We start from the raw sequence: 23,886 nt of genomic DNA, 5'->3' as shown, positions 1-23,886 counted from the left end.
CAGTGTCTACCCCAGTCGTCCGCGCCCGCGGGCTCGGCTACCACCACGCCACCCGCGCCACCCCCGCCTTCACCGGAGTCGATTTCGATCTCGCCGCGGGGGAGAGGGTGCTCATCACCGGCGATTCCGGCTCGGGCAAATCGACCCTGCTCTCCGTGATCGCGGGGCTGGCCTCCGACGGGGAGGAGGGCCGCCACACGGGGACGATCTCCGTCGACGGGACCGTCGGCATGGTCATGCAGGACCCGGAAGCGCAGACCATCCTCACCCGCGTCGGCGACGACGTCGCCTTCGGGGCTGAGAACCTCGGAGTTCCGCGCGCGGAGATCTGGCCCCGCGTCGAGCAGGCCCTGGACGCCGTGGGCCTCGACGTTACCCTCGACCACAACACCTCGCGCCTGTCGGGCGGACAGAAGCAGCGCCTCGCCCTGGCGGGGGTGATCGCGATGGGGGCGTCGATCATCGTGCTCGACGAGCCGACCGCCAACCTCGATCCCGCCGGGCGGGCGGACATCATCGCTGCGGTCGACCGGGTCTGCCGCTTCACCGGCGCGAGCCTGATCGTGGTGGAGCACAGGCCGCGCCCCTGGGCAGCCCTTGTGGATTCATTCTACCGGCTCAGCGCCGACGGGCTGCAGCGCATCACCGGGTCCGAACTGCCCGGCGCCCCCGAGCTGCCGCCCGCCCGACAGGTCCCCGCCGGCGCGCCGCTCGCCGTGGAAACCCGCGACCTGACTCCGACGTGGGGCCCGCCCCGCAGCGTCGCGCTGCCGGAGGGGTACTCCACCGTGATCACCGGCGCCAACGGCACGGGCAAGACCACTCTCGCGCTCGCCCTGGCGGGGCTCAGCCCGACCAGAAAAGGGGAGGCGGCGTATTCCACGAGCGTTCGCCGGGGCCTGAAAGGGCTGCCCATCGAGTGGACGTCACGGGACCTGGCGCAGCGCATCGGCTACGTCTTCCAGGACCCGGAGCACCAGTTCGTCACCGGCACGGTGCAGGCTGAGATGGAGCTTTCCGGGGCGCCGGCCGGGCGCGTCGACAAGCTGCTGGCGCGGCTGCGGCTCGAGCACCTGCGTTCCGCGAACCCCTTCACCCTCTCGGGAGGGGAGAAGCGGCGGCTGTCGGTGGCCACCGCCCTGGCCAACGCCCCGCGGCTCGTGTTCCTCGATGAGCCGACCTTCGGGCAGGACGACCGCACCTTCGTCGAGCTCGTCGGCCTCATCCGCGAGCTCACCGACGACGGCGTCACCGTCGCCTCCATCACCCACGACGAGGCATTCATTGCCGCCCTCGGCGACCACAGGGAGGAACTCGCGTGAGCAGCATCAACCCAGTCACCCGCATCCTCGCGCTGGCGCTGTTCACCACGCCGCTCATGATCTCCCTGGACTGGGTCTCGGCCGCTGTGGCGATCGCGCTCACGCTCGCCGCCGGGCCGCTCTTCGGCGTCGGCTGGCGACGCCTGCTGCGCCGCTCCTGGCCGCTTCTTATCGTCGCGCCGATCTCGGGCATTCCGATGGCCCTCTACGGGCAAAGCGGGGGAGAGGTCTACCTGGACTGGGGGCTCGTGCAGGTCAGCGAGCTCTCGCTGAGCCTCGCCGGCGCGATGATCCTGCGCGTGCTCGCCGTCGCCCTGCCCGTTGTGGTTCTCTCCGCGGACGTCGACCCGACCGACCTCGGCGACGGGCTGTCCCAGGTGCTGCGCCTGCCCGAGCGCTTCGTCATCGGCACCGTCGCCGCGTTTCGCATGCTCACGCTGCTTCGCGACGACCTCGACGCCATGCGCCGCTCCCGCCGCGCCCGCGGCATCGCGGACACGGGGCGCGTGCGCTACTGGTTCTCCCTGGCCTTCGGCCTGCTGGTCATGAGCCTGCGCCGCGCCGGCAAGCTCGCCACCGCGATGGAGGCCCGCGGCTTCGGTAGGTACCCGCGGCGCAGCCACGCGCGCACCTCCCGCCTGCACCGCCTCGACTGGGCGGTCATGGCCGCCGCCGTCCTCGGGGCCGCGATCGCGCTCGGCGTGGCCTGGTACACCGGCAACCTCCGCCCGCTGTGGAGCGTGCGCTGAATGAGTTTCACAGTGCTTATCGACGGCCCCTCCGGCGCCGGCAAGACAACGCTCGCGAATCTCATGGGACGCGCGCTCGGGATGGGGGTGGTCCACCTCGACGACTTCTATCCCGGCTGGGGCGGTCTTGCCGAGGGCGCCCGGATGGTCGCCGAGGACGTGCTGCGCCCCCGCGATCCCGGGTACTGGCGCTGGGACTGGAAACACGACCGGCACGGGGAGTGGGTGGCGCTCGACCCGGCCGCGGACCTCATCGTGGAGGGGGTGGGGGCGCTCACTGGGGCGTCGCTGCGCGCGGCGCGGGCCCGCGGTTCGGTCGTGGCGATCCGGGTGGTCGCACCCGCCGGGGTGCGCAAGCGGCGCGCGCTGGCGCGCGACCCCGGCTTCGCGCCCTACTGGGACATGTGGGCGGCGCAGGAGGCCCGGCTCGGGGCGGGGGCCGACGCCGATGTCACCGTCACCCTCATGCGCGGTTAAAGCGAGATCAGGCGTCCGCCTCGGTCTGCTTCATTGCCTTGTTCAGCAGGATGAAGAACCAGGCGAAGGTGACGGTGAGGATGATGTGGCCCAGGCCCGCCATGCCGGCCCACATCTCCGACCAGGCCTCCGGGCCGGAGAGGGTGTGGACGATGCCGTTGGCCATCATGAAGCCGGTGGTCCAGACGATGCCCACGTTGTGGGCGATGAACCAGCCCATGAAGCCCTCCTGGCGGGAGAAGCCCAAGACCTTGTCCAGGGCCAGGGAGATGAGGAAGAAGAACGTGCCCAGGACCAGAAGGTGCGTGTGCAGGGTGTTCAGCTGCGTCGGCTCGAAGTGATCCGTCGCGACGGTGAACGACCGGTAGAACAGGCCCGCGGCCAGGCCCAGGACAACGTAGACGGCTGCTGCCGTGAATAATTTACGTATGTCTACACCCTAGCCCGCGGGGGCGAGCTCGACTTCTTCTGCCCAGATCAGCTCGATGCCGAGGGTGCGCAGCCACTCCATGGCGTCATCGTCGTGGCGGGTGATGCCCTCGACGGCGGTCAGGGTGACGTCGATAGCCTTCTCCGCCTCCTCGGCTGTGATGAGCCCCGCGGAGGTGGCGGCGGCGAGCTCGTCGATGTCGAGCACGTCGATGGGGTTGCCTGTCAGGGAGACGAGGTCGACGTAGAGGTCGCGGGTGCGCCACACGTCGCCCTCGACGTCGATGTCGGCGACATCGAAGTAGAAGTCCTGCTCCTCCTCAACGCCCTCGCGGAAGTGGAAGATGTTGGCGCGCAGGCCGAGGTCGGGCAGGAGCCAGCTCTCGAGGTAGCCGAACTTGGGGTGGTTCGCGCCCCGGGCCATGTAGAGGCCGAAGTCGGTCACCTTGAAGGTGTCCACCTCCCGGAGGTAGCCCTTCGGGTCGGTGTTGGTGTTCGACGTCGTGTCAAAAGTCTCCTGCTTCACGGGGTGAAGGTCAGCGCTCATGATTACCTCACGTTGAAACTAGCGGCGGTCGGGGCGAACAGGCAGGCGTTGTCGGTCGTGCGGAGCGTCCCGCCTGTGACGGCGAGGACGTGGCCGGGGCCGGTGTCCGCAGTCCCGGACAATGTTGCCGGTCCTGTCGGGTTTATCCGATTGTTACCTAAAGGCGTTACACCGGTCCTGCCGTTGCTCACGTTGACCCAGTACACGTTCATTCCGCCCTGCTCCTCGGCCGCGGCCGGCGTGCCCAGCGCGGTGAAGACGAAAGTGGCGTGGCCCGCGGGTGTGCCGGGCGCGGGGATCGTCGCCGGGCCGGGCACCGCGATGGCGGAGGCGGTGGAGTGCAGCCCGGGCCCGATGCAGTTGGGGGAGACCGTCGGCCAGAGGAACTGGGCGAAGGCGGGGGCGTCCTCGGGAAGCGCGGGGCCGCCCGTTTCTCCCTCCCCGGCGAAGAAGTCCACGGCGCTGCGCAGCGCGTCGGCGACCTGCGGCGGAACGAAGGGTTGGGCGGCGAAGTCGTGGACCGCCCTGACCACCTCCGGTGTGGGCCTGCCGAGCGGGTCGAGCAGCGCGCCTGACTGCGGCAGGCTCGACTGTGCGTGCGCGGCGGGGCCCGCGAGGGCGACGGCGAGCGTGGCCGCCAGCGCGGCGAGGCGGGCCGGGCGGCGCGCGGCGTGGTGGGGCACGGCGGCATCCTTACGTGGGGAAAACAATGAGCAGTAGTTAACTTGAGTAACTCTTGTCACGATAGTCACTCGAGGCTGTGCGTCAAGTGGGATGCGGGAAAACTATCGGCTGCAACAGTGCGTTTGGGCGGTCCAGGGGGTAGGGTTTAACCGTTCTTTACACCTATTCCTTAAAGGAGCACCGAGTCAGTGTCGCATCCTGAATTCCGCAACGTCGCCATCGTGGCGCACGTCGACCACGGCAAGACCACCCTCGTCAACGCCATGCTGGAGCAGTCCGGCGTGTTCAGCGACCACGGCGAGCACGGCGACCGCGTCATGGACTCCGGTGAGCTCGAATCCGAGCGAGGCATCACCATCCTGGCCAAGAACACGGCGATCCGCCGCGCGGGCCAGGGCAAGGACGGCCGCGACCTCGTCATCAACGTCATCGACACCCCGGGCCACGCCGACTTCGGCGGCGAGGTCGAGCGCGGCCTGTCCATGGTCGACGGTGTCGTCCTGCTCATCGACGCCTCCGAGGGCCCGCTGCCCCAGACCCGCTTCGTGCTGGGCAAGGCGCTCGAGGCGAAGAAGCCCGTCATCATCTGCGTGAACAAGACCGACCGCCCCGACGCCCGCATCGACGAGGTCGTCGAGGAGGCCCAGGACCTCCTCCTCGAGCTCGGCGCCGGCCTGGAGGACCCGGAGGCCGCCGAGGCCGCCGAGAACCTCCTCGAGCTGCCGGTGCTCTACACCTCCGGCCGCGCCGGCCGCGCGTCGCTGGAGAACCCGGGCAACGGCGAGCTGCCGGACAACGAGAACCTGCAGCCGCTTTTCGACGTCATCTACGATGTCCTCCCCGAGCCCTCCGCCGACCTGGACGCCCCCTTCCAGGCGCAGGTGACCAACCTGGACTCCTCCTCCTTCCTCGGCCGCATCGCGCTCATCCGCGTCTACCGCGGCACCGTGAAGAAGGGCGACACCGTCGCCTGGGTGCACTACGACTCCGAGGGCGAGCAGCACGTCAAGAACGTCAAGATCGCCGAGCTCCTCGTCACCGAGGGCCTCGACCGCGTTCCGGCGACCGGCGAGGTCGTCGCGGGCGACATCGCCGCCGTCTCCGGCATCGACGAGATCATGATCGGTGACACCCTCGCCAACGTCGACCACGTCGAGGCGCTGCCGCGCATCACCGTCGACGACCCGGCGATCTCCATGACCATCGGCGTGAATACCTCCCCGATGGCGGGGCGCAACGGCGGCGACAAGCTCACCGCCCGCATGATCAAGGCGCGCCTCGACCAGGAGCTCATCGGCAACGTGTCCATCAAGGTGCTGCCGACCGACCGCCCGGACGCCTGGGAGGTCCAGGGCCGCGGCGAGATGGCCCTGACGGTGCTCATCGAGACGATGCGCCGCGAGGGCTTCGAGCTGACCGTGGGCAAGCCGCAGGTGGTGACCAAGGAGGTCGACGGCAAGACCTACGAGCCCTACGACCACATGGTCATCGACGTCCCCTCCGAGTACCAGGGCGCGGTGACCCAGCTGCTGGCCAACCGCAAGGGCCAGATGACCGCGATGAGCAACACCGGCTCCGGCGACTGGGTGCGCATGGAGTTCGACGTGCCCTCCCGTGGCCTGATCGGCTTCCGCACGACCTTCCTCACGGAGACGCGCGGCGCGGGCATCGCCAACTCCTACTCCATCGAGCACCGCCCGTGGGCCGGCGAGATCAAGGGCCGCCCGACCGGCTCCCTCGTCGCCGACCGCTCCGGCCAGGTCACCGCGTACGCTCTGCAGCAGCTGGCGGACCGCGGCGAGTTCTTCGTCGAGCCGGGTGCCGAGACCTACGAGGGCATGGTCGTGGGCGCGAACTCGCGTGACGAGGACATGGACATCAACATCACCAAGGAGAAGAAGCTCACCAACATGCGTGCCGCCTCCGCGGACACCACGGTGACCCTCTCCAAGGCCCGCACCCTCTCGCTCGACGAGGCCATCGAGTTCTGCGACGAGGACGAGTGCGTCGAGGTCGCCCCCGAGGCGATGCGCGTGCGCAAGATCATCCTCAACTCCACCGAGCGCGGCCGCGCCCGTTCCCGCGCGAAGCAGATGAACAAGTAGGATTCCGGGGGATGAAACCCCTCCGGAACCGAAGCGGGGCCCACAACCGGGCCCGGCTGGGCGCGGTCGCCTCTGCCGCCTGCCTGCTTACCGCCTGCGCCGCCAACCCGGGCCCGCCGCCGTTGGTGGAGCAGGAGCGTGAGGCGTCGACAAGCGCCACCACCTCCGCGACCACCACCGCGACCGGGCCCGCCTCCCGCACCCAGGTGCAGGTGGCGGTGGACCCGCTGCGCAACGGGCTGAACCCGCACCTCGTGGCCGATGAGAGCGAGGTGGTGCGCTCCGTGGCCAAACTCGTTCTGCCCAGCGCCTTCGTCGACGGCGCGCGCAACCCCGACGTCCTCGAGGCGGCGACCGTGCTGCCGTCGACGCCGGGGCCGGGCGTGGCGATGACCGTGCGCTACGTCATCGCGGACGAGGCCCAGTGGTCCGACGGGACCCCCATCACCGGGCGCGACTTCGCGTACCTCTGGCGGGGCATGTCCACCACCCCGGGGGTCGTCGACCCCGCCGGTTACCGCGCCATCTCCCAGATCCGCATCTCGGGGGAGTTCGGCAAGACCGTCGACGTCGACTTCTCCGCACCCGTGGACGACTGGCGCTCCCTGTTCGACTTCCTCCTGCCCTCGCACGTCCTCGCCGCCGATGCCTCCGACTTCGCCGGGGCGCTGCGCGACACCATCCCGGCCTCCGCCGGCCGCTACACGGTGGCCAACGTCGACCGGGGCCGCGGCACGCTGACGCTCAACCGCAACGACCGCTTCTGGGGCGCGGACCCCGCGAAGATCGACATCCTCACCCTCACCAGCGCGGGCGGCACGACCCAGGTCGCCGACCAGCTGCGCTCCGGCCAGATCGTCTTCGCCGACACCACCCCGGCCGAGACGACCGGGACCGTGTTCTCCCTGGTGCCCGGGGCGCAGACTCGCCTCGCCGACGCGCCGCGGACGCTTGGGGTGACCCTGTCCGCCACCTCGCCGCTGCTGTCCGCTCCCGAGGCCAGGCAGGAGCTGCGCTCGCTTCTCGACGTCCCCCTCCTCGCCCGGATCGCCGCCGGACGCAGCGCCGACGTCACCGTCGCCGCCCACACCCCGGTCAGCGAGGCGGAGCCGGTCGTCCTGCCCGCCCTCGTGCGCGACAACCGCCCCCTGCGCGTCGGCGCCGACCCGGCCGACCCGGCGGCGGCCGCCGCCGCGCGCTCGATGGCCGACCTGCTCGCCGCGCGCGGCGTGGCCGCCCAGGTCGTCTCCACGGACGTGCGCCGCATGGCCGCCGAGGCCCTGCCCGCCGGGGACCTCGACGCCGTCGTCGGCTGGCGCACGGACACCGGCTCCGCCGCCAACCTCGCCGGCCGGCTGTACTGCCAGCCCGCCGCTTACCGGGCGGGCAACCTCTCCGGGCTGTGCACCCCGGAGACCGAGCAGCTGGCCGAGGACATCCTCACCGGGCGGGTGCCCGCCGCCGCGGCCGCGGCGCAGGTCGACGACGCCCTCGAGCGCGCCGCCGTGTGGGTCCCGCTGCTGGGGGAGAAGCGCGTCCTCGCGCTCACCGGCGGTATCGTTGGCCCGGACGCGGACCTGGCCGCCTGGCCCGACGGGCTGGCCACGGCCCCCCCCTGGCGGCTCGCGCCCGCCGCGCCGCAGCCCTGAGACCCGACCCGAAGCAGGAGGACACCCCATGACCCCCACCCGCGACCTCGCCGGCTACCGCGTCGTAGCCGTCCACGCCCACCCCGACGACGAGTCCATCTCCACGGGCGGGGCGCTCGCCGACCTCGCGCGTCGCGGCGCGGACGTGCTCGTGGTCACCTGCACCCTGGGCGAGGAGGGCGAGGTCATCGGGGAGACGTACGCCCAGCTCATCGCCGACGAGGCCGACCAGCTCGGCGGCTACCGCATCGGCGAGCTCGCCCGCGCGCTCGCCGCGCTCGGCGTGCGCGGGACCTTCCTCGGCGGGGCGGGGCACTACCGCGACAGCGGGATGGCCGGCTCGGCGGCGAGCCGGAACCCGCGGGCGTTCGTGAACTGCGGCGAGGGGGGCGTCGACAAGCTTGCGGAGATCCTCGAAGCTGAGCGCCCCCACCTCGTGATCACCTACGACCCCAACGGGGGGTACGGCCACCCCGATCACATCCGTGCCCACGAGGTCGCGCACGCCGCCGCCGAGCGCACCGGCGTGCCCCGGCTGGTGTGGGCCGCCCGGCTGCGCTCCGAGCTCGAAGGAGGTCTGCCCGCGCAGGCGCCGGACGGGTGGCGGCTGCCCGCCCCGGGCGAGCTCGACGCCGTCGACGGGACCGAGACGTGGGTCGAGCTGGGCGAAGAGACCTACCGCGCCAAGGTCGAGGCCATGCGCGCCCACGCCACCCAGATCACCATCGGCGAGGCGGCGGGGCCGGAGGGGCTGACCACCTACGCCCTGTCGAACCTCATCACCCAGGTGATCACCCGCCGCGAGCACTACCGCAGCGGGGCCGGGGCGCCGCTGCGCGCCGGCGGGGGCCTGCTCGAGGGGATCGCGAAGTGAGCGAGCCCGTCGTCCGCGACGACTTCAGCCGCGCGGAGGCCGTCGGCGGCCTCGTCTGGCTCAGCGTCGGCGCCGCGGTCTCCGTGCTGCTCGAGGTGGTTTACCTCAACGCGACGGTTTTCGGCGTGCCCTTCCCCGCGTCGGTGGTGATCGCCGCGCTATTTAATTCAGTGCTTACCCGCACCGCGCGGCTGTGGACGGCGAACCCGGCTGTCGCCCTCATCCCCCTCGCGGTGTGGCTGGCCTGCCTTTTCGTCCTCATGTTCACCGTGCCCGCGGCGGGCGCGATGCTGGCGCCCGCGAACGTCCTCACCGTGGCGCTCCTGCTCGCCGGCGTAGCCGGAGGCGTTTGGCCCCTGGCCCAGCGCAAGTGACATAATGGCGGGCATGACTTACGTGATTGCCCAGCCATGCGTGGACATAATGGATCGCAGCTGCGTAGAAGAGTGCCCCGTCGACTGCATCTACGAGGGCAAGCGCATGCTCTACATCCACCCCGACGAGTGCGTCGACTGCGGCGCCTGCGAGCCCGCCTGCCCCGTCGAGGCCATCTTCTACGAGGATGACACCCCCGACGAGTGGAGCGAGTACTACGACGTCAACGTCGGTTTCTTCGACGAGCTCGGTTCCCCGGGCGGCGCCGCCAAGACCGGGCCGCAGGACTTCGACCACCCCTTCGTCGCTGCCCTGCCGCCGCAGAACCAGGACTAGTGGAACCCGTAACAGGGAAAACAGGCGAAATAGGGGAGAAGACGAGAGCCGAGCCGCCGCGGCGGTCTCGGGGAAGGGCGCAGAACCGATGATTGACCGCACTCCGCTGGGCAGCAGGCTGCCCGACTTCCCGTGGGACACCATCGCCGACGTCAAGGCGAAGGCGGCGGCGCACGCGGGCGGCATCATCGACCTCTCCGTCGGCACCCCCGTCGACCCGGTCGACCCCGCGATCCAGCTCGCCCTCTCCGAAAACGCTGCCGCGCCCGGCTACCCGCAGACGATGGGCACGCCCGAGCTTCGCGACGCCATTGCCGCCGCGCTCACCCGCCGCTACAACGCCGCCGGCCTGAACCGCGCCTCCGTCCTGCCGGTCGTGGGGACCAAGGAGGCCATCGCCTGGCTGCCCACCACGCTCGGCCTGAGCGGGACGGGCGCCATCGTGGTCATCCCCGAGGTGGCCTACCCCACCTACGAGGTCGGCGCGCTCATCGCGGGCTGCGAGGTCGTTCGCTCCGACGAGCCCGTCGAGGGCGCGTCGCTCGTCTTCGTCAACTCGCCGTCGAACCCGACGGGGCGGGTGCGCGGCGTCGATGAGATGCGCCGCTGGGTCGAGTTCTCCCGCGAGACGGGGGCGATCATCGCCTCCGACGAGTGCTACATGGGCCTGGGCTGGTCCGCCGAGCCGGTCTCCCTGCTCGACCCCCGGGTCAGCGGCGGGGACAACACCGGCCTGCTGGCCATCCACTCGCTGTCGAAGACCTCGAACATGGCCTCCTACCGCGCCGGCTACCTCGCCGGCGACGAGGCGCTCATCCAGGAGCTGCTGCTGGTGCGCAAGCACGCCGGGCTGATGGTGCCGGGCCCGATCCAGCACGCGATGGTCGCTGCGCTCTCCGACGACACCCACGAGGAGCTCCAGCGCCTCACCTACGCCAACCGCCGCGCGGTCCTGCTCAAGGCGCTGCTCGCGGCGGGCTTCACCGTCGACGACTCGGAGGCCGGCCTCTACCTCTGGGCGCGCCGCGAGGGCGCCGACGCCCGCGAGAGCCTGGACTGGCTCGCCGAGCGCGGGATCCTCGCCGCCCCGGGCGACTTCTACGGCCCCGCCGGGGCCCGCCACGTGCGCATCGGCCTGACCGCCACAGACGAGCGAATCTCCGCCGCGGCGGCGCGCCTCGGCGCGTAGCGGCGTTTGGGGTTCTCCCGCCCCCGCGGACTAGGATGAGCGGGTTAGTGTGTGCCCGCCTCCACGGGAAGGAATTGAGATGGACCCCAGCGGCTCGTTCGCCGTCCGCTTCGCCACGGGACTGAGGGAGTTTTTCAAGTTCGGCGTCGTGGGCGGCTCCGGAGTGGCGGTCAACCTCATCGTGTTCTACCTGACGAAGAAGCTGCTCGAGAACGGCTTTTCCACCCACGAGTCTGACGTCTTCATCAACCTTCTGGGCACCCAGTGGAACGTGCGCTGGTACCACGTCCTGTCCACGGTGGCCTTCGTCGTGGCCAACGTGTGGAACTACCAGCTCAACAGGTCGTGGACCTTCCGCCGCATCCCGAAGAAGTCCTGGCTGCGCGGGTTCCTGCCCTTCCTGGCAACCGGCGTGGTGGCCTTCGTGGTCTCGCTGGTCTTCCTCACGCTGTTCATGAACCCCACCTCGCCGATCGCCCTGCCGAGCGACATTTTCGACGACTCCAGCGGCCTGCGTACCAAGTCCTACTGGGCGCAGGCGCTGGCCACACTCATCGCGATGCCGGTGAACTTCATCATCAACAAGTTCTGGGCTTTCGGCAGGCCGAAGATCGCGCCCCTCGAGACGGTGGGGTAGAGGGGCGCGCCGCGCCCTAGTTCTTGTGGAGGGCCTCGTTGAGCTCGATGCCCTTCGCGGGGACGACCTCGACAGCGCCGCTCAGGGAGTTGCGGCGGAACTGCAGGCCGTTCTTGCCCGACAGTTCCAGCGCCTTGACCTCGGCGCCGGCCTCGGCGCCCAGGGCGGCGGCAGCCTCCGCGCTGAGCACGACCTTGGTGCCCGCGGTGACGTAGAGGCCGGCCTCGACGATGCAGTCGTCGCCAAGCGAAATGCCCACGCCGGCGTTCGCGCCGAGCAGGCAGCGCTCGCCGAGCGTGATGGTCTCCTTACCCCCGCCGGACAGGGTGCCCATGATGGAGGCGCCGCCGCCGATGTCGGTGCCGTCGCCCACCGTCACGCCCGCGGAGATGCGGCCCTCGACCATGGAGGCGCCGAGGGTGCCGGCGTTGAAGTTGACGAAGCCCTCGTGCATCACCGTCGTGCCCTCCGCGAGGTGGGCGCCGAGGCGGATGCGGTCGGCGTCGCCGATGCGCACGCCGGAGGGGACGACGTAGTCGACCATGCGGGGGAACTTGTCCACGGAGTAGACCACGACCGGGCCCTTCGCGGCCAGGCGGCCGCGCGTCATCTGGAAGTCCGCGACGGCGCAGGGGCCGTAGTTCGTCCACACCACGTTGGCCAGCAGGCCGAAAACGCCCTCCATGTTCGCGCCGTGCGGCTGGATCAGGCGGTGGGAGAGGAGGTGGAGGCGGAGGTAGACGTCGTAGGCGTCGATGGCGGGGGCGGAGAGGTCCGCGATCGAGGTCTCCACGGCGACGCGGGCGACCCCGCGGTCCTCGTCGGGGCCGACGAGGTGGGCGAAGCGGGCGTCCGCCTCCTCCAGGCGCTCCGTGCCGTTGTGGGAGACCGGCTCGCCGAGCTTCGGGGCCGGGAACCACACGTCGAGGACAGTACCGTCATGGGTAACCGTGGCAATGCCACGCGCGATCGCAGATGTCATGCCCGTTAGCTTAGAGCATCCTGCGCGCCGGATTGGGCCTTACCGCGCGTGAGGAAGGAGATCGCCACGAGCACCGCGGAGACCACGAGGACGGAGACGATCTGGCTGCGGGTGGAGGCGTCGGCAAGCATGAGAAGCGTCAGCCCGAGGAGCGCCGCGAGCGTGACCCACGGGACCCAGCGGTCGCCGTGGACCTGCACCGCGGAGTTCTCACCGCGCGCCTGCATCTGCGGGTGCAGCTTGATGTAGCTGAGAGTGATCATCACCCAGGTCACGATGAGGCAGCCGCCGACGGCATTCATGAGGAAGTCCAGCAGCCCCGGCGGGTTCCACATCTGCAGACCCACCGCCGCGAAGGCGAAGATGACCGAGAGGATGACGGCGTTGGTGGGCACCCCGTTGCCGTTGGTCACGCCGAGCCAGCGCGGCGCGTCGCCCTCGCGGGCGAGCTGGAAGGCCATGCGGGAGGTGCCGTAGATCTGGGCGTTGAACGCCGACAGCAGCGCGAGGACGATCACGGCCTCCATGAAGCCGGCCGCGCCCGGGATGTTGGCCATGCCGAGCACCTGAGTGAAGGGGGAGTCCGCCGCGGAGTCGGCGCCGTCGATGCTGCTGTACGGCAGCAGCAGGATGATGATGATCACCGAGCCGATGTAGAACAGCGCGATGCGCCAGATGATCGAGTTGACCGCGTTCTTCACAGCCTGGGCGGGGTCGGCCGACTCCGCCGCCGCGATGGTGACCACCTCGATGCCGCCGAATGCGAAGGCCACGGCCAAAAGGCCTGCCGCGATGCCGGTGATCCCGTTCGGGGCGAAGCCGGAGGAGCGCACGTTGTCGAAGCCGACGAAGTCCGTGCCCGGCAGCAGCCCCAGCCACAGGGCCGCGCCGATGATGAGAAAGCCGACGATGACCACGATCTTGATCATGGCGAACCAGTACTCGAACTCACCGAAGCCCTTCACCTGGGCGAGGTTGACCACGGCGAAGAAGACCACCGTGACCAGCGCCGGGACCCACTGCGGCACCCCGAACCAGCCGGCCATGATCGCCGAGGCGCCGGTGATCTCCGCGCCACCGACCATGATGAGGAGGAACCAGTACAGCCAGCCGAGCAAGAAGCCCGCCCAGCGGCCGAAGGCCTGGCGACCGTAGGTGGCAAAGGAGCCTGACGACGGCCGGGCGGCCGCCATCTCGCCCAGCATGCGCATCACCGAGATGACGACCAGGCCGGCGATGACGTAGGCGACCAGGATGGCCGGGCCGGCGGCCCGGATGCCCACCCCGACGCCGAGGAAGAGGCCCGCGCCCACGGCCATGCCGAGGCCCATGAGGGTGAGGTGGCGGGACTTCAGCCCCGTGCCGAGGGCGGACTGCCCGGGCGCGGCCGGGCTGGACGTGGATGAACTCATCGGATGTTCCTTTCGGTGGCTTCGGCAGCGTTGCGCCGGAAGGTGGGGGTGGAGGTGTAGATGACGCCCGCGGCGGTGATCACGCCCACGACGACGGCGACGGCGAGGATCTGGAAGCGGCCGTCCGGCGTGGTGGCCATCAGCGCGACGATCAGCGCAGCCAGCGCCACGGTCGCCCACGGCAGCACGCCGGGGGCCCACATGCGCACGTGGGTCAGCTCGCCCGCGGCCTCCATCTGCGGGTGCAGCCGCAGGAAGGAGAACGCGATGACGAACCAGATGACGATGAGGCAGCCGCCCACCGCGTTGAGCAGGAAGGCGAGCAGCCCGGGCGGGTTCCAGTACTGCAGGGCCACGGCGACGAAGCCGAAGAAGACGGAGACGACCACCCCGCGCAGCGGCACGCCGCGGGAGTCGGTGGCGCGGAAGTAGGCGGGGGCGTCGCCGCGCTCGGCGAGGTTGTGCAGGAAGCGGGAGGTGCCGTAGATCTGCGTGTTGCACGCCGAGAGCAGCGCCACCACGATCACGGCCTCCATGATGCCCACGGCGCCGGGGACGTTGGCCAGGCGCAGCACGGCCGTGAACGGGGACTCGGAGGCGTCCTTGGCGCCGCCGATGGCGTCGTAAGGCAGAAGCAGCGCGATGAGGACCACCGACCCGATGTAGAAGACGCCGATGCGCCAGATGATCGAGCGGATCGCGGAGTGCACCGCCGTCTCCGGCTCCTCCGACTCGGCGGCGGCGATGGTGACCATCTCGATGCCGCCGAAAGCGAAGGCCACGGCCAGCAGGGCGGTGGCGACGCCGCCCCAGCCGTTGGGCATGAAGCCGACCTCGGCGACGTTGCGCAGCCCCACGAAGTCCGTGCCCGGCAGCAGGCCGAGCCAGAGCAGGACCCCGAGCACGAGGAAGCCGACGATCACCGCGACCTTGATCAGGGCGAACCAGAACTCGAACTCGCCGTAGTTGCGCACCGCGGCGAAGTTGATGGCCGTGAACACGAGGATGGCGGCCAGCGCCGGGATCCAGGGGCTCACGCCCAGCCAGCCCGCGATGATGGCGGAGGCACCGGTGATCTCGACCGCCATGATCATCACCATCATGAACCAGTAGAGCCAGCCCACCGCGAAGCCCGCCCACGGGCCGAAGGCCTGCTCGGCGTAGGTGGAGAAGGTGCCGGAGGAGGGGCGCGCCGCGACCATCTCGGCGAGCATCTGCATGACGCAGACGGTGATGGCGCCGGCCACGAGGTAGGCCAGCACCACGGCGGGGCCCGCGGCCTCGATGCCGACGCCCGTGCCAAGGAAGAGCCCCGCGCCGATGGCGGAGCCGAGGCCCATCATTGTCAGGTGGCGCGTCTTGAGCTCCCGGCGCAGGCCCGGTTCCGGCGGGGAAATGGGTTCAGCGGTGTGAGACATGGCTTTACTTTAAACACCGCTGCGCGGCCGCGGGGCATAGGTCGGGAGATGAATTGCCCGCGGCAGCCTGCGGGTTTAGCGCGGGCGCAGCACCGGGCAGGCAGAGTGGGGCTCGTTGGCCACGGAGATGTCGCTCTGACCTGCGATCTCATGTGCCGGGACTACGTTTCCGGATCGTGAGTCGAACACGGCGGTGTCCGGCTCGAGCATCACGTTGATCCCGATCTCGCAGCGGTCCCCGAGGTCCACCCCGATCACACCCGCTGACGGGTGGAGGCGGCACTCGCGGCCCACGCGCATCGGCGCGCGGTTGCGGCCGGTGTCGCGCCCGGCGATGAGCGTCGCCGACAGGCCGAGATCCGTGCCCTCGCCGATCGTCACCGCCGAGGACAGCCGCCCCTCGATGCGCGCCGGGCCGAGCGCCCCGGCGTTCCAGGAGACGTAGCCCTCCCGCAGCACCGAGGTGCCGGGGGCGAGGTAGGCGCCCAGCCGCACGCGCTCCGCCTCGGCGATGGACACACCCGAGGGCACGACGTAGTCCACCATGCGCGGCAGGCGCTCGATTCCGTAGACGTGGATCTGCCCGCGCGAGCGCAGGTTCGCCCGGATGAACTCGAAGTTGTCCGGCAGGCACGGGCCCTTGTTCGTCCACACCACCGGGACCAGGTGGGTGAGGCAGTCGTGGAGGTTCAGCTCCAGCGGCCGCACCAGGCGGTGGGACAGCAGGTGCAGGCGCAGGTAAACGTCGTGGGCGTCGCGCGGGGGCTGGGACAGGTCCGCGATCGTGGTGCGCACCGGCACCAGCTCAACCAGGCGGTCGCGGTCCATCCCGACGATGCTGAGGAACCGGTCCGACAGCTCGCGGGCGGAGACGCGCTCGGTGCCGTCGACAAGCGAATCGGCGTCGTTGAGCAGGGCGGGGGAGGGGTACCAGGTGTCCAGGACCGTGCCGTCGGATGCGATGTTCGCGATGCCGGTCGCGCGTGCTCCTACCGTCCTCAACTGCGCCATGCTGCCATCATAACGGCGCGCGGCGGCGGCTAGGATTGTGGCCGTGACTACCCCGAACAACACCCAACACGATTCGCTGGACCTCTTCGCCGACCCCGTCGACCTGACCGCCGCGCTCATCGACATCGAGTCGCCCTCCCACCACGAGGAGGCCATCGCCGACGCCATCCACGCCGCCCTCGCCGGCATCGGGGGCATAGAGCTCATCCGCACCGGCAACACCGTGGTCGCGCGCACGCACCTCGGCAAGCCGAAGCGCGTGGTGCTCGCGGGGCACATCGACACCGTACCCCTGGCCGACAACACCCCGCACCGGCTCGAGGGCGACACCCTGCACGGCTGCGGCTCGGTGGACATGAAGTCGGGCCTCGCCTGCTACCTCGGGGCCTTCGCGCGCTTCGCGACGTCCGGGGACTGCGCCTTCGACCTCACCTTCATCGCCTACGAAGGCGAGGAGGTGGCCACGGAATACAACGGCCTCTACCACCTCGAGCGCGACCGCCCCGAGCTGCTGGCCGGTGACATCGCGCTACTCGGCGAGCCCTCGGGCGCCGTCATCGAGGCCGGCTGCCAGGGCTCGATCCGCGTCTTCGTGGACGCCCACGGCACCCGGGCGCACTCGGCGCGCAGCTGGCTGGGCGACAACGCCGCCCACCGCCTTGCCGGGGTGCTCGGCCGCGTCGCCGCCTACGAGCCCCGCACGGTGACCATCGCCGGCTGCGAGTACCGCGAGGGTCTCAACGTGGTGGGGATGGAGGGATTCGTGGCCACGAACACCATCCCGGACGAGGCCCGCCTGACCATCAATTTCCGCTACGCCCCGGACCGCTCCGTCGAGGAGGCGAAGCGCCACCTCGTCGACGCCCTCGCGCTCGAGGACGGCCTCGAGCTCGTCTGGGACGACGTCGCCCCGGCCGCCCTGCCCGGGCTGGACAACCCGGTGGCCGCCGGGCTGGTCGAGGCGGTCGGCGGGCAGTTCCGCGCCAAGTTCGGATGGACGGATGTGGCCCGCTTCTCTACGCTGGGCATTCCGGCCGTCAACTTCGGGCCCGGGGACCCCGGCTTCGCCCACAAGAAGGACGAGCAGTGCCCGGTGGACCAGATCCGCACCGTGAGGAGGATCCTGGACGCCTACCTGGCGGCTGAGCAGTAGGACTTCACGAACCGGAAGAAGAGGACGTTGGCTCCCCACAAGACCCCCAAGCCCGCCCGGGACCGCAAGCTGCGCGGCCCGCTCATGCTGCGCTCCGGCGAAAAGCAGGCCTCCACGCACGACCAGCGCCTGCTGGAGTCGCTGGGCAGCTCCGACCACGACTGGAAGCACGCCGACCCGTGGCGCGTGATGCGCATCCAGTCCGAGTTCGTGGCGGGCTTCGACGCCCTGTCGGACCTGCCGAAGGCCGTCACCGTGTTCGGCTCGGCGCGCCTGGGCGAGGGCACGCCGGAGTACGAGCAGGCCTGCCGGCTGGGCGAGGCGCTGGCGGAGGCCGGCTACGCCGTGATCACCGGCGGCGGGCCGGGCCTGATGGAGGGGCCCAACCGCGGCGCGCACAACGCGGGCGGCATGTCGGTCGGCCTGGGCATCGAGCTGCCCTTCGAGCAGGGCCTGAACGACTGGGTCGACCTCGGGCTGAACTTCCGCTACTTCTTCGCCCGCAAGACGATGTTCCTGAAGTATTCGCAGGCCTTCGTCACCCTGCCGGGCGGCTACGGCACCCTGGACGAGGTCTTTGAGATGCTCGTGATGGTGCAGACCGGCAAGGTGACCAACTTCCCGATGGTGCTGCTAGGCACCGAGTTCTGGGGCGGGCTGGTCGACTGGATCCGGGGCCAGCAGCTCGCCCGCGGGCTCATCTCCGAGGGCGACGACGAGCTGTTCCTGGTCACCGACTCGGTCGACGAGGCCGTGGCCTACATCGTCGAGGCCCACAAGGTGATGACGGACGAGCGCATCCGCGAGCGCGAGGGGGGTTCCCGCTAGGTGGGCGCGCGCGTCATGGCGATTGTCAACCGCACGCCCGATTCCTTCTACGACGCCGGCGCCACCTTCGCCCTCGACGCGGCGCTCGCCCGGGCGGACGAGGCCGTCGCCCGGGGCGCGGAGATCATCGACGTCGGCGGGGTCAAGGCGGGCCCGGGTGAGGAGGTCACCCCGGCCGAGGAGACCGAGCGGGTCGCACCGCTTATCGACGCCCTCCGCGGCCGCCACCCCGACGTCTCGATCTCCGTGGACACGTGGCGCGCGGAGGTCGCCGAGGCGGCGATCGCCGCGGGCGCCGACCTGATCAACGACACCTGGGCCGGCTACGACCCGGAGCTCGCCGAGGTGGCGGGCCACCACCGCGTCGGCTACGTCTGCTCCCACACCGGCGGCGCCACCCCGCGCACCCGGCCGCACCGGGTCCACTACGACGACGTGGTCGGCGACGTCATCGCGGAGACGACCCGCCTGGCCGAGCGCGCCGCCTCCCTCGGGGTGCCCGAGGACCGGGTGTTCATCGACCCGACCCACGACTTCGGCAAGAACACCTTCCACGGCCTGGAGATCCTGCGCCACGTCGACCGCCTCGTCGATACGGGGTGGCCGGTGCTCATGGCCCTGAGCAACAAGGACTTCGTTGGAGAGACCCTCGGGCGCGGCGTGGGCGAGCGCGTCGCGGGCACGCTCGCCGCCACAGCGTGGTGCGCGGCGCGGGGGGTTGCGGCCTTCCGCGTCCACGAGGTTGCCGAGACCGTCGACGTGATCCGGATGACCGAGGCGATCGCCGGGCGGGCCCGCCCGCTGGCGACGGTGCGGGGCCTGGCGTGAGGGTGTCGGTGGTCATCCCGGCGCTGAACGAGGAACTCACCGTCGGCCGGGTCGTCGAGGCCTGCCGGGCGTCCGGCGCAGCGGAGGTGCTGGTGATCGACTCCGACTCCACCGATCGCACCGCCGCCGTCGCCGCGGCCGCCGGCGCGCGCGTGATCAACTGGCGCGACGCGGCGCCGGGCATCGAGCCGCGGCCCGGCAAGGGCGAGGCCCTGTGGCGCGGCGTGCGCGCCGCCTCCGGGGAGGCGGTCGTCTTCGTCGACGCCGACGTCACCTCCCTGCAGCCCTGGTGGGTCGACCAACTAGCGCAGCCGCTCGTGGACCCGTCCGTCCACCTGGTCAAGGCCTCTTACGCGCGCGGTTACGGCGGCGCGCCGACCGGTGGCGGGCGGGTCACCGAGCTGACGGCCAAGCCCCTGCTGCGCGCGCTGTTTCCCGAGCTGGCGGGCGTTGTCCAGCCGCTGGCCGGCGAGTACGCCCTGCGCCGCTCCACTGCGCTGCGCCTGCCCTTCGTCGTCGGCTACGGGGTGGAGGCGGGCCTGCTTGTCGACGTCACCCGGGCCCACGGGCCCGCCGCCGTCGCCCAGGTGGAGCTGGGCACCCGCGAGCACCGCAACCGCCCCCTCGACCAGCTCGCGCCCATGGCCGACGTCGTCGCCCGCACCCTCCTGGCGCGCGCCGGGTGCGCCGCCCCGGTGGAGGAGCGTCCGCCGTGGGAGGGCGTCGAGATGCGCGATACTATCTAGGCCATGCTCTCCTGGATCTTCCTCATCCTCGTCATCGCCCTGATCTGCGTGCTCGGCTTCCTCCTCTCCGCGCGCGTGTTCGGCAGGGGAGAGGACCTGCCCCCGCTGCCCGCCAGCGCGGAGGTCATCGGGCACAACCGACGCGCCGTGGCTGCCGGTGACCTCGACGCCGTGACCCTCGAGGTGGTGCACCGCGGCTACCGGATGGACCAGGTGGACGACCTCATTGCGCAGCTCGCGGGCGGCGCCGCCTCCCCCGAAAAGGTTGGGCGTGCGTCCCAGTCGCCGGTGCCGGGGCCGGACCCCGACCCCGAAAACGGCGTAGACTTTGACGAAACCGACAGATCCCGCGCCTAGGGCGTTTTGCCCGGCACGCGGGGAGAGAATCAGGAGGCCCAGTATGGCAGCTATGAAGCCCCGGACGGGGAACGGACCGATGGAAGCGGTCGAGGAGAGCAGGAAGATTGTCATGCGGATCCCCTCCGACGGCGGCGGGCGCCTCGTGGTGGAGATGTCCAAAGAGGAGGCCGCCGAGCTCGGCGAGCTGCTCACCGCCGCGGCGGGGGCGTAGGAGAAGTACCCGGCGGACGCGCGTCGGGGTAGGATCAGCCCATGCTCAAAGACATCGTTGACGTCCTCGCCGACCCCATCGACCGATCCCCGCTCCGGGGCGCCGACGACTACTCCCGGCTCGTCTCGGAGACGGGGCATTCCTATGACGTGGCCCGCCAGGGCTACGTCACTCTCGCGTCCGGGGCGGGGCTCAACCACGAGGGCGACAGCGCCGACATGGTGACGGCCCGCGAGCTGTTCCTGTCGCAGGGGCACTTCGCCCCGTTCGTGGAGACGGTCACCGAGCGCGTCGCGGATGCCGTCGAGAAGTCCCACGCCGAGGAGCCGGTCGTGCTCGAGGTCGGCGCGGGCACTGGCTACTACCTGGCGCACACTCTCGACAGCATCGAGGGCTCCCGCGGGGTGGGCATCGACATTTCCACCCCCGCGGCCAAGCACCTGGCCAAGGCCCACGGCCGCCTCGGCGCCGTCGTCGCGGACGTGTGGGAGGGCCTCCCGCTTCGCGACGCCTCCGTGGACGCCCTGACCGTCATCTTCGCCCCCCGCAACCCGGCAGAGTTCGCCCGCGTGCTCACCGACGAGGGCGAGGCGGTCATCCTCGTCGCCGACTCCGGTCACCTGGACGAGCTGCGCGAGCCCCTCGGCATCCTCGGGGTGGAGGGCGGCAAGCTCGAGCGGCTGCTGGAGCAGACCCGCGGGCACCTCGAGCAGATCGGGGAGCCCGAGCTGCTGGAGTTCCCGATCCGCCTTGACCGGGACTCCATCGCCGCCCAGGTGGGCATGAGCCCCTCAGCCCGCCACGTCGACCCGGCGGAGCTGCGCGAGTCCATCGCGGCCCTGCCGGACCACATGGAGGTCACCGCGAAGGCGCGCCTCCTGCGCTTCCGCAAGGCGTAGCCCCCGGCGCGCGGCGCTGCGGGCCTAGTGGCCGCGGCGCCATTCGCTGTAGATCTCGGCGTCGCCCGTCGAGCGCACCCGGATGCCGGAGCAGCCGCCCTCGGGCCAGAAGCGCGAGGACATAGTCACTGCGCCGCCGCCGGCGAAGACCTCGAGCGTCGAGCTGTCGACGATGATGGTGATGTTGTCCTCGTCCTCGTCGTGCAGCTCGGAGACGGCGGGGGAGCCGTCGAGCCGGTCGAGGGTCAGCGTGTCTCCCGAGTGCGTGATCACGGCGGCGGGCTCCCCGCTGGCGTCGAGGATCTCGGCGTAGACGGAGGAGCCGACGGGGATCTCGCACATGCCCGTCCACATCTTCGCGCGGCGCGACTCCTCGACGGCGTCGGGCAGCCCCGGCGCGGGCGTCTGGTAGAGCCGCCCGTGCTGCAGCGTGACGCGGCGCGGCAGGGTGAGCGTGCCGGCCCAGCCGCCGGTCTCCCAGTTCCGCTCCGTGGTCAGGTCGGCGTTGCGCCCCGAGCTTCGCATCGAGCCGAAGATGTAGGCGCGGTCGTAGCGGGCGGAGCGCTCCGGGGAGCCGGCGGTGTGGCTGGTGGTGCGGGGGCGGGAGAAGTCGTGGCCGCGGTCGACCGGCTGGGCCGGGGTGACCACGGAGAAGGAGCTGCCGGTCAGCGTGCCGGTGACGTAGTAGGTCTCGTCGCCGCCGGGACGCTCCAGGGTGATGAGAAGGACGTCGTAGATGACACCGTCGACCTCGTCGCGCAGGCGGAAGATCCGCGGGGCGACGATGCACTCGGAGGCGGGGTCGAAGCCGGGGTCGCCGTCGAAGCTGAGCGCGCCCACGGTGGTCCACGCCGTGCCGTCGGCCGAGCTGAGCACCACGATCGAGGGGTCCTCCGAGGCACCGGCGACGGCCAGCATGAGCCAGCCCTCCTCACCCTGGTCGCGGTCGTCGTTGCTGCGCCAGCCGGGCACGACGCAGGGGGAGCGGAAGCGGGTGAAGTCCCCGGCGTCGGAGACGACGTCGCCGCGCCGCCGGAAGGCGGCGCTGACGGCGTAGTCCTCATTGACGTCGTCGCAGAGCTCGTCGAGGTTCTCCGCGTGCGTGATCTGGATCGAGGTGCCCGCCTCGGTCACCGAGGTGAAGTACAGGTCCACGCCGCCGCGGGCGGCGACGACTGAGCCGGCGCGCACGGCGGTCTCCCCGCCGACCGGGGCCACGGCGTCGTTGCACTCAACCCAGTCGAAGGGGTTGCCCTCGGACATGGAGTGGCCCCACCGGCTGGGCTGCCCGGGCGCGGGCTTGTACTGGTAAAACATGTGCCACACGTCCGCCGGGGAGGAACCGTCTGTGGCGGGGGTGCCGTCGCGAAGCACTCCGGCGGCCGCCTCGAGGATGCCCGTCTCCGCGGTGATGTGCAGTTCTGGTCTGAAAACGCTCATGTGTGTCCCTAGATCAAGCTTCGGTAGATGTCGACTGTCTGCTGGGCGATCGTGTCCCAGGTGAAGTTCTCGCGCACGCGCTCGAGGCCGGCGCGCCCCATGCGCGCGGAAAGCTCCCGATCGGCGACGACGGCGTTGACCGCCTCGGCGAGTCCGCGCTCGAAGGCGCTCGGGTTGTCCTTGTCGTAGTCCACCAGGGTGCCCGTCTCGCCGTCCACGACGACCTCCGGGATCCCCCCGACGCGGGAGGCGACGACCGCCGTCTCGCAGGCCATCGCCTCGAGGTTGACGATGCCCAGCGGTTCGTAGATCGACGGGCAGACGAAGACGTCGGCTGCGGCGTAGACCTCGCGGATCTTCTCGGCGGGCAGCATCTCCTGCACCCAGAAGACCCCCTGACGCTCCTCGCGCAGGGTCTGGACCAGCTGCTCCGTCTCGGCCGCGATCTCGGGGGTGTCGGGCGCGCCGGCGCAGAGGATGAGCTGGACGTCGCTGTCGAAGTCGCGCGCCGCCTTGAGCAGGTGCGGCACGCCCTTCTGGCGGGTGATGCGCCCGACGAAGGCGACGACCGGCTTGGCGGGGTCCACGCCGAGCTCCTCGGCGATGGATCCCTCGCCGGGGTACCACTTGGCGGTGTCCACGCCGTTGAGCACGACGTGCACCCGGTCGGCGTCGATGCGCGGGTAGGCCTCGAGGATGGAGCGCTTCATGCCGGAGGACACCGCGATGACCGCGTCCGCGTACTCCATCGCGTTCTTTTCGGACCAGGAGGAGATGTCGTAGCCGCCGCCGAGCTGCTCGCGCTTCCAGGGGCGGTCCGGCTCGAGGGAGTGGGCGGTGACCACGTGCGGAATGTCGTGGAGCAGGCCGGTGAGGTGCCCGCCCAGGCCGGAGTACCAGGTGTGGGAGTGGACCACGTCGAGGCCGTCGGCGGCGTGGGCCATGCGCAGGCCCGTCGACAGAGTTCGGAGGGCGCCGTTCGCGTCCTTGAGCTCCGGGTCGACACCGTGGACGTACACGTTCGACTCCTCGCGGGGCTCCCCCATGCAGTGGACGTCCACGTCGACGATCTCGCGCATGAAGCGCGTCAGCTCCGTGACATGGACGCCGGCCCCGCCGTACACCTCCGGCGGATACTCTCTGGTCATCATTCCGACTTTCATACCCGCCGAGCCTAGTGAGGATTCCGGCCAGCTGCACGGACCCTCCCGGCGGGGCAAAGAAC

General features: G+C 70.8%; 26 protein-coding genes. 17 read left to right on the top strand and 9 right to left on the bottom strand.

The features are described 5' to 3' along the window. The first annotated feature begins 2 nt into the window (after positions 1-2). Genes DYZ02_RS02765 through DYZ02_RS02755 form a run of 3 tightly spaced genes read left to right on the top strand, consistent with a single transcriptional unit; the run spans position 3 to position 2,548 of the window. Complete coding sequence (locus DYZ02_RS02765; RefSeq protein WP_115684892.1) at positions 3-1,322, top strand: ABC transporter ATP-binding protein; 1,320 nt, start codon at positions 3-5, stop codon at positions 1,320-1,322. Then, positions 1,319-2,071: an energy-coupling factor transporter transmembrane component T family protein gene (locus tag DYZ02_RS02760; RefSeq protein WP_115684891.1), complete on the top strand. Its 753-nt coding sequence runs from the start codon at positions 1,319-1,321 to the stop codon at positions 2,069-2,071. The genes DYZ02_RS02765 and DYZ02_RS02760 overlap by 4 nt, the downstream gene beginning before the upstream one ends. Next, positions 2,072-2,548, top strand: coding sequence for a nucleoside/nucleotide kinase family protein (locus DYZ02_RS02755; protein ID WP_115684890.1), 477 nt, complete (start codon positions 2,072-2,074; stop codon positions 2,546-2,548). Positions 2,549-2,555: 7 nt separating this feature from the next. Here DYZ02_RS02755 and DYZ02_RS02750 read toward each other — a convergent pair whose 3' ends face one another. From DYZ02_RS02750 to DYZ02_RS02740, 3 genes are read right to left on the bottom strand one after another with little or no spacing between them, the layout of a single operon-like run. Beyond that, positions 2,556-2,978 carry a DUF2871 domain-containing protein gene (locus tag DYZ02_RS02750; RefSeq protein WP_115684889.1) on the bottom strand — a complete coding sequence of 141 codons (423 nt, stop codon included), beginning with the start codon at positions 2,976-2,978 and terminating at the stop codon, positions 2,556-2,558. Positions 2,979-2,987: 9 nt separating this feature from the next. After that, positions 2,988-3,524 carry a ribonuclease FAU-1 family protein gene (locus tag DYZ02_RS02745; protein ID WP_115684888.1) on the bottom strand — a complete coding sequence of 179 codons (537 nt, stop codon included), beginning with the start codon at positions 3,522-3,524 and terminating at the stop codon, positions 2,988-2,990. Between the two features lie 2 nt (positions 3,525-3,526). Continuing rightward, positions 3,527-4,207 carry an Rv1157c family protein gene (locus DYZ02_RS02740; protein ID WP_115684887.1) on the bottom strand — a complete coding sequence of 227 codons (681 nt, stop codon included), beginning with the start codon at positions 4,205-4,207 and terminating at the stop codon, positions 3,527-3,529. Between the two features lie 189 nt (positions 4,208-4,396). Here DYZ02_RS02740 and typA point away from each other — a divergent pair, with 189 nt between their 5' ends. The 7 genes from typA to DYZ02_RS02705 all read left to right on the top strand — a co-directional run bounded on the left by typA (position 4,397) and on the right by DYZ02_RS02705 (position 11,373). Beyond that, positions 4,397-6,313, top strand: coding sequence for a translational GTPase TypA (typA, locus tag DYZ02_RS02735; protein ID WP_115684886.1), 1,917 nt, complete (start codon positions 4,397-4,399; stop codon positions 6,311-6,313). 11 nt (positions 6,314-6,324) lie between these two features. Continuing rightward, positions 6,325-7,962, top strand: a complete 1,638-nt coding sequence (locus DYZ02_RS02730) for an ABC transporter family substrate-binding protein (protein ID WP_115684885.1) — start codon at positions 6,325-6,327, stop codon at positions 7,960-7,962. A 28-nt stretch (positions 7,963-7,990) separates the two neighbouring features. Then, on the top strand, positions 7,991-8,836 hold the full coding sequence (gene mshB / locus DYZ02_RS02725) for an N-acetyl-1-D-myo-inositol-2-amino-2-deoxy-alpha-D-glucopyranoside deacetylase (protein ID WP_115684884.1): 846 nt from the start codon (positions 7,991-7,993) through the stop codon (positions 8,834-8,836). Next, complete coding sequence (locus tag DYZ02_RS02720) at positions 8,833-9,210, top strand: hypothetical protein (protein WP_115684883.1); 378 nt, start codon at positions 8,833-8,835, stop codon at positions 9,208-9,210. Before mshB ends, DYZ02_RS02720 begins: the two co-directional genes overlap by 4 nt. Positions 9,211-9,223: 13 nt before the next feature. Further along, complete coding sequence (gene fdxA, locus DYZ02_RS02715) at positions 9,224-9,547, top strand: ferredoxin (protein WP_115686340.1); 324 nt, start codon at positions 9,224-9,226, stop codon at positions 9,545-9,547. Between the two features lie 91 nt (positions 9,548-9,638). Then, on the top strand, positions 9,639-10,736 hold the full coding sequence (gene dapC, locus DYZ02_RS02710) for a succinyldiaminopimelate transaminase (protein WP_115686339.1): 1,098 nt from the start codon (positions 9,639-9,641) through the stop codon (positions 10,734-10,736). A gap of 79 nt (positions 10,737-10,815) precedes the next feature. Then, positions 10,816-11,373: a GtrA family protein gene (locus tag DYZ02_RS02705; protein ID WP_115684882.1), complete on the top strand. Its 558-nt coding sequence runs from the start codon at positions 10,816-10,818 to the stop codon at positions 11,371-11,373. Positions 11,374-11,389: 16 nt separating this feature from the next. Here DYZ02_RS02705 and dapD read toward each other — a convergent pair whose 3' ends face one another. From dapD to DYZ02_RS02685, 4 genes are all read right to left on the bottom strand, one after another. After that, positions 11,390-12,355 (bottom strand): 2,3,4,5-tetrahydropyridine-2,6-dicarboxylate N-succinyltransferase, encoded by a 966-nt coding sequence (gene dapD, locus DYZ02_RS02700; RefSeq protein ID WP_115684881.1) that lies wholly within the window; start codon positions 12,353-12,355, stop codon positions 11,390-11,392. Between the two features lie 5 nt (positions 12,356-12,360). Continuing rightward, entirely contained in the window at positions 12,361-13,767 is a 1,407-nt protein-coding gene (locus DYZ02_RS02695; RefSeq protein WP_115684880.1) for an amino acid permease, read from the bottom strand. Next, positions 13,764-15,185: an amino acid permease gene (locus DYZ02_RS02690; protein WP_115684879.1), complete on the bottom strand. Its 1,422-nt coding sequence runs from the start codon at positions 15,183-15,185 to the stop codon at positions 13,764-13,766. Before DYZ02_RS02690 ends, DYZ02_RS02695 begins: the two co-directional genes overlap by 4 nt. A 75-nt stretch (positions 15,186-15,260) precedes the next feature. Continuing rightward, positions 15,261-16,196 carry a 2,3,4,5-tetrahydropyridine-2,6-dicarboxylate N-succinyltransferase gene (locus DYZ02_RS02685; RefSeq protein WP_115684878.1) on the bottom strand — a complete coding sequence of 312 codons (936 nt, stop codon included), beginning with the start codon at positions 16,194-16,196 and terminating at the stop codon, positions 15,261-15,263. 43 nt (positions 16,197-16,239) lie between these two features. On the opposite strand from DYZ02_RS02685, the gene dapE reads away from it, so the two are divergent. From dapE to DYZ02_RS02650, 7 genes are read left to right on the top strand one after another with little or no spacing between them, the layout of a single operon-like run. Then, entirely contained in the window at positions 16,240-17,349 is a 1,110-nt protein-coding gene (dapE, locus tag DYZ02_RS02680; protein ID WP_115684877.1) for a succinyl-diaminopimelate desuccinylase, read from the top strand. A gap of 27 nt (positions 17,350-17,376) precedes the next feature. Next, positions 17,377-18,177: an LOG family protein gene (locus DYZ02_RS02675; RefSeq protein ID WP_115684876.1), complete on the top strand. Its 801-nt coding sequence runs from the start codon at positions 17,377-17,379 to the stop codon at positions 18,175-18,177. Positions 18,178-18,192: 15 nt separating this feature from the next. After that, positions 18,193-19,005, top strand: coding sequence for a dihydropteroate synthase (folP, locus tag DYZ02_RS02670; protein WP_115686338.1), 813 nt, complete (start codon positions 18,193-18,195; stop codon positions 19,003-19,005). Continuing rightward, positions 19,002-19,751 (top strand): glucosyl-3-phosphoglycerate synthase, encoded by a 750-nt coding sequence (locus DYZ02_RS02665; RefSeq protein ID WP_115684875.1) that lies wholly within the window; start codon positions 19,002-19,004, stop codon positions 19,749-19,751. Before folP ends, DYZ02_RS02665 begins: the two co-directional genes overlap by 4 nt. Positions 19,752-19,754: 3 nt before the next feature. Further along, positions 19,755-20,108: a cell division protein DivIVA gene (locus DYZ02_RS02660; protein WP_245945573.1), complete on the top strand. Its 354-nt coding sequence runs from the start codon at positions 19,755-19,757 to the stop codon at positions 20,106-20,108. Positions 20,109-20,151: 43 nt separating this feature from the next. Further along, a complete protein-coding gene (locus tag DYZ02_RS02655; protein WP_115684874.1) occupies positions 20,152-20,322 on the top strand; it encodes a DUF3117 domain-containing protein in 171 nt (56 codons plus the stop codon). Positions 20,323-20,363: 41 nt separating this feature from the next. Beyond that, positions 20,364-21,221: a methyltransferase domain-containing protein gene (locus DYZ02_RS02650; RefSeq protein WP_115684873.1), complete on the top strand. Its 858-nt coding sequence runs from the start codon at positions 20,364-20,366 to the stop codon at positions 21,219-21,221. Between the two features lie 24 nt (positions 21,222-21,245). Here the strand turns inward: DYZ02_RS02650 and DYZ02_RS02645 are convergent, their stop codons facing one another. Beyond that, positions 21,246-22,661 (bottom strand): GH32 C-terminal domain-containing protein, encoded by a 1,416-nt coding sequence (locus DYZ02_RS02645; protein WP_115684872.1) that lies wholly within the window; start codon positions 22,659-22,661, stop codon positions 21,246-21,248. Positions 22,662-22,669: 8 nt separating this feature from the next. Beyond that, positions 22,670-23,824: a glycogen synthase gene (gene glgA / locus DYZ02_RS02640; RefSeq protein ID WP_115684871.1), complete on the bottom strand. Its 1,155-nt coding sequence runs from the start codon at positions 23,822-23,824 to the stop codon at positions 22,670-22,672. Positions 23,825-23,886 lie beyond the last annotated feature (62 nt).

The sequence above is a fragment of the Corynebacterium senegalense genome (assembly GCF_900411315.1).
Classification (GTDB): domain Bacteria; phylum Actinomycetota; class Actinomycetes; order Mycobacteriales; family Mycobacteriaceae; genus Corynebacterium; species Corynebacterium senegalense.
The sequence above is the reverse complement of the archived record's forward strand: the minus strand, read 5'-3'. Positions and strand labels throughout refer to the sequence as shown.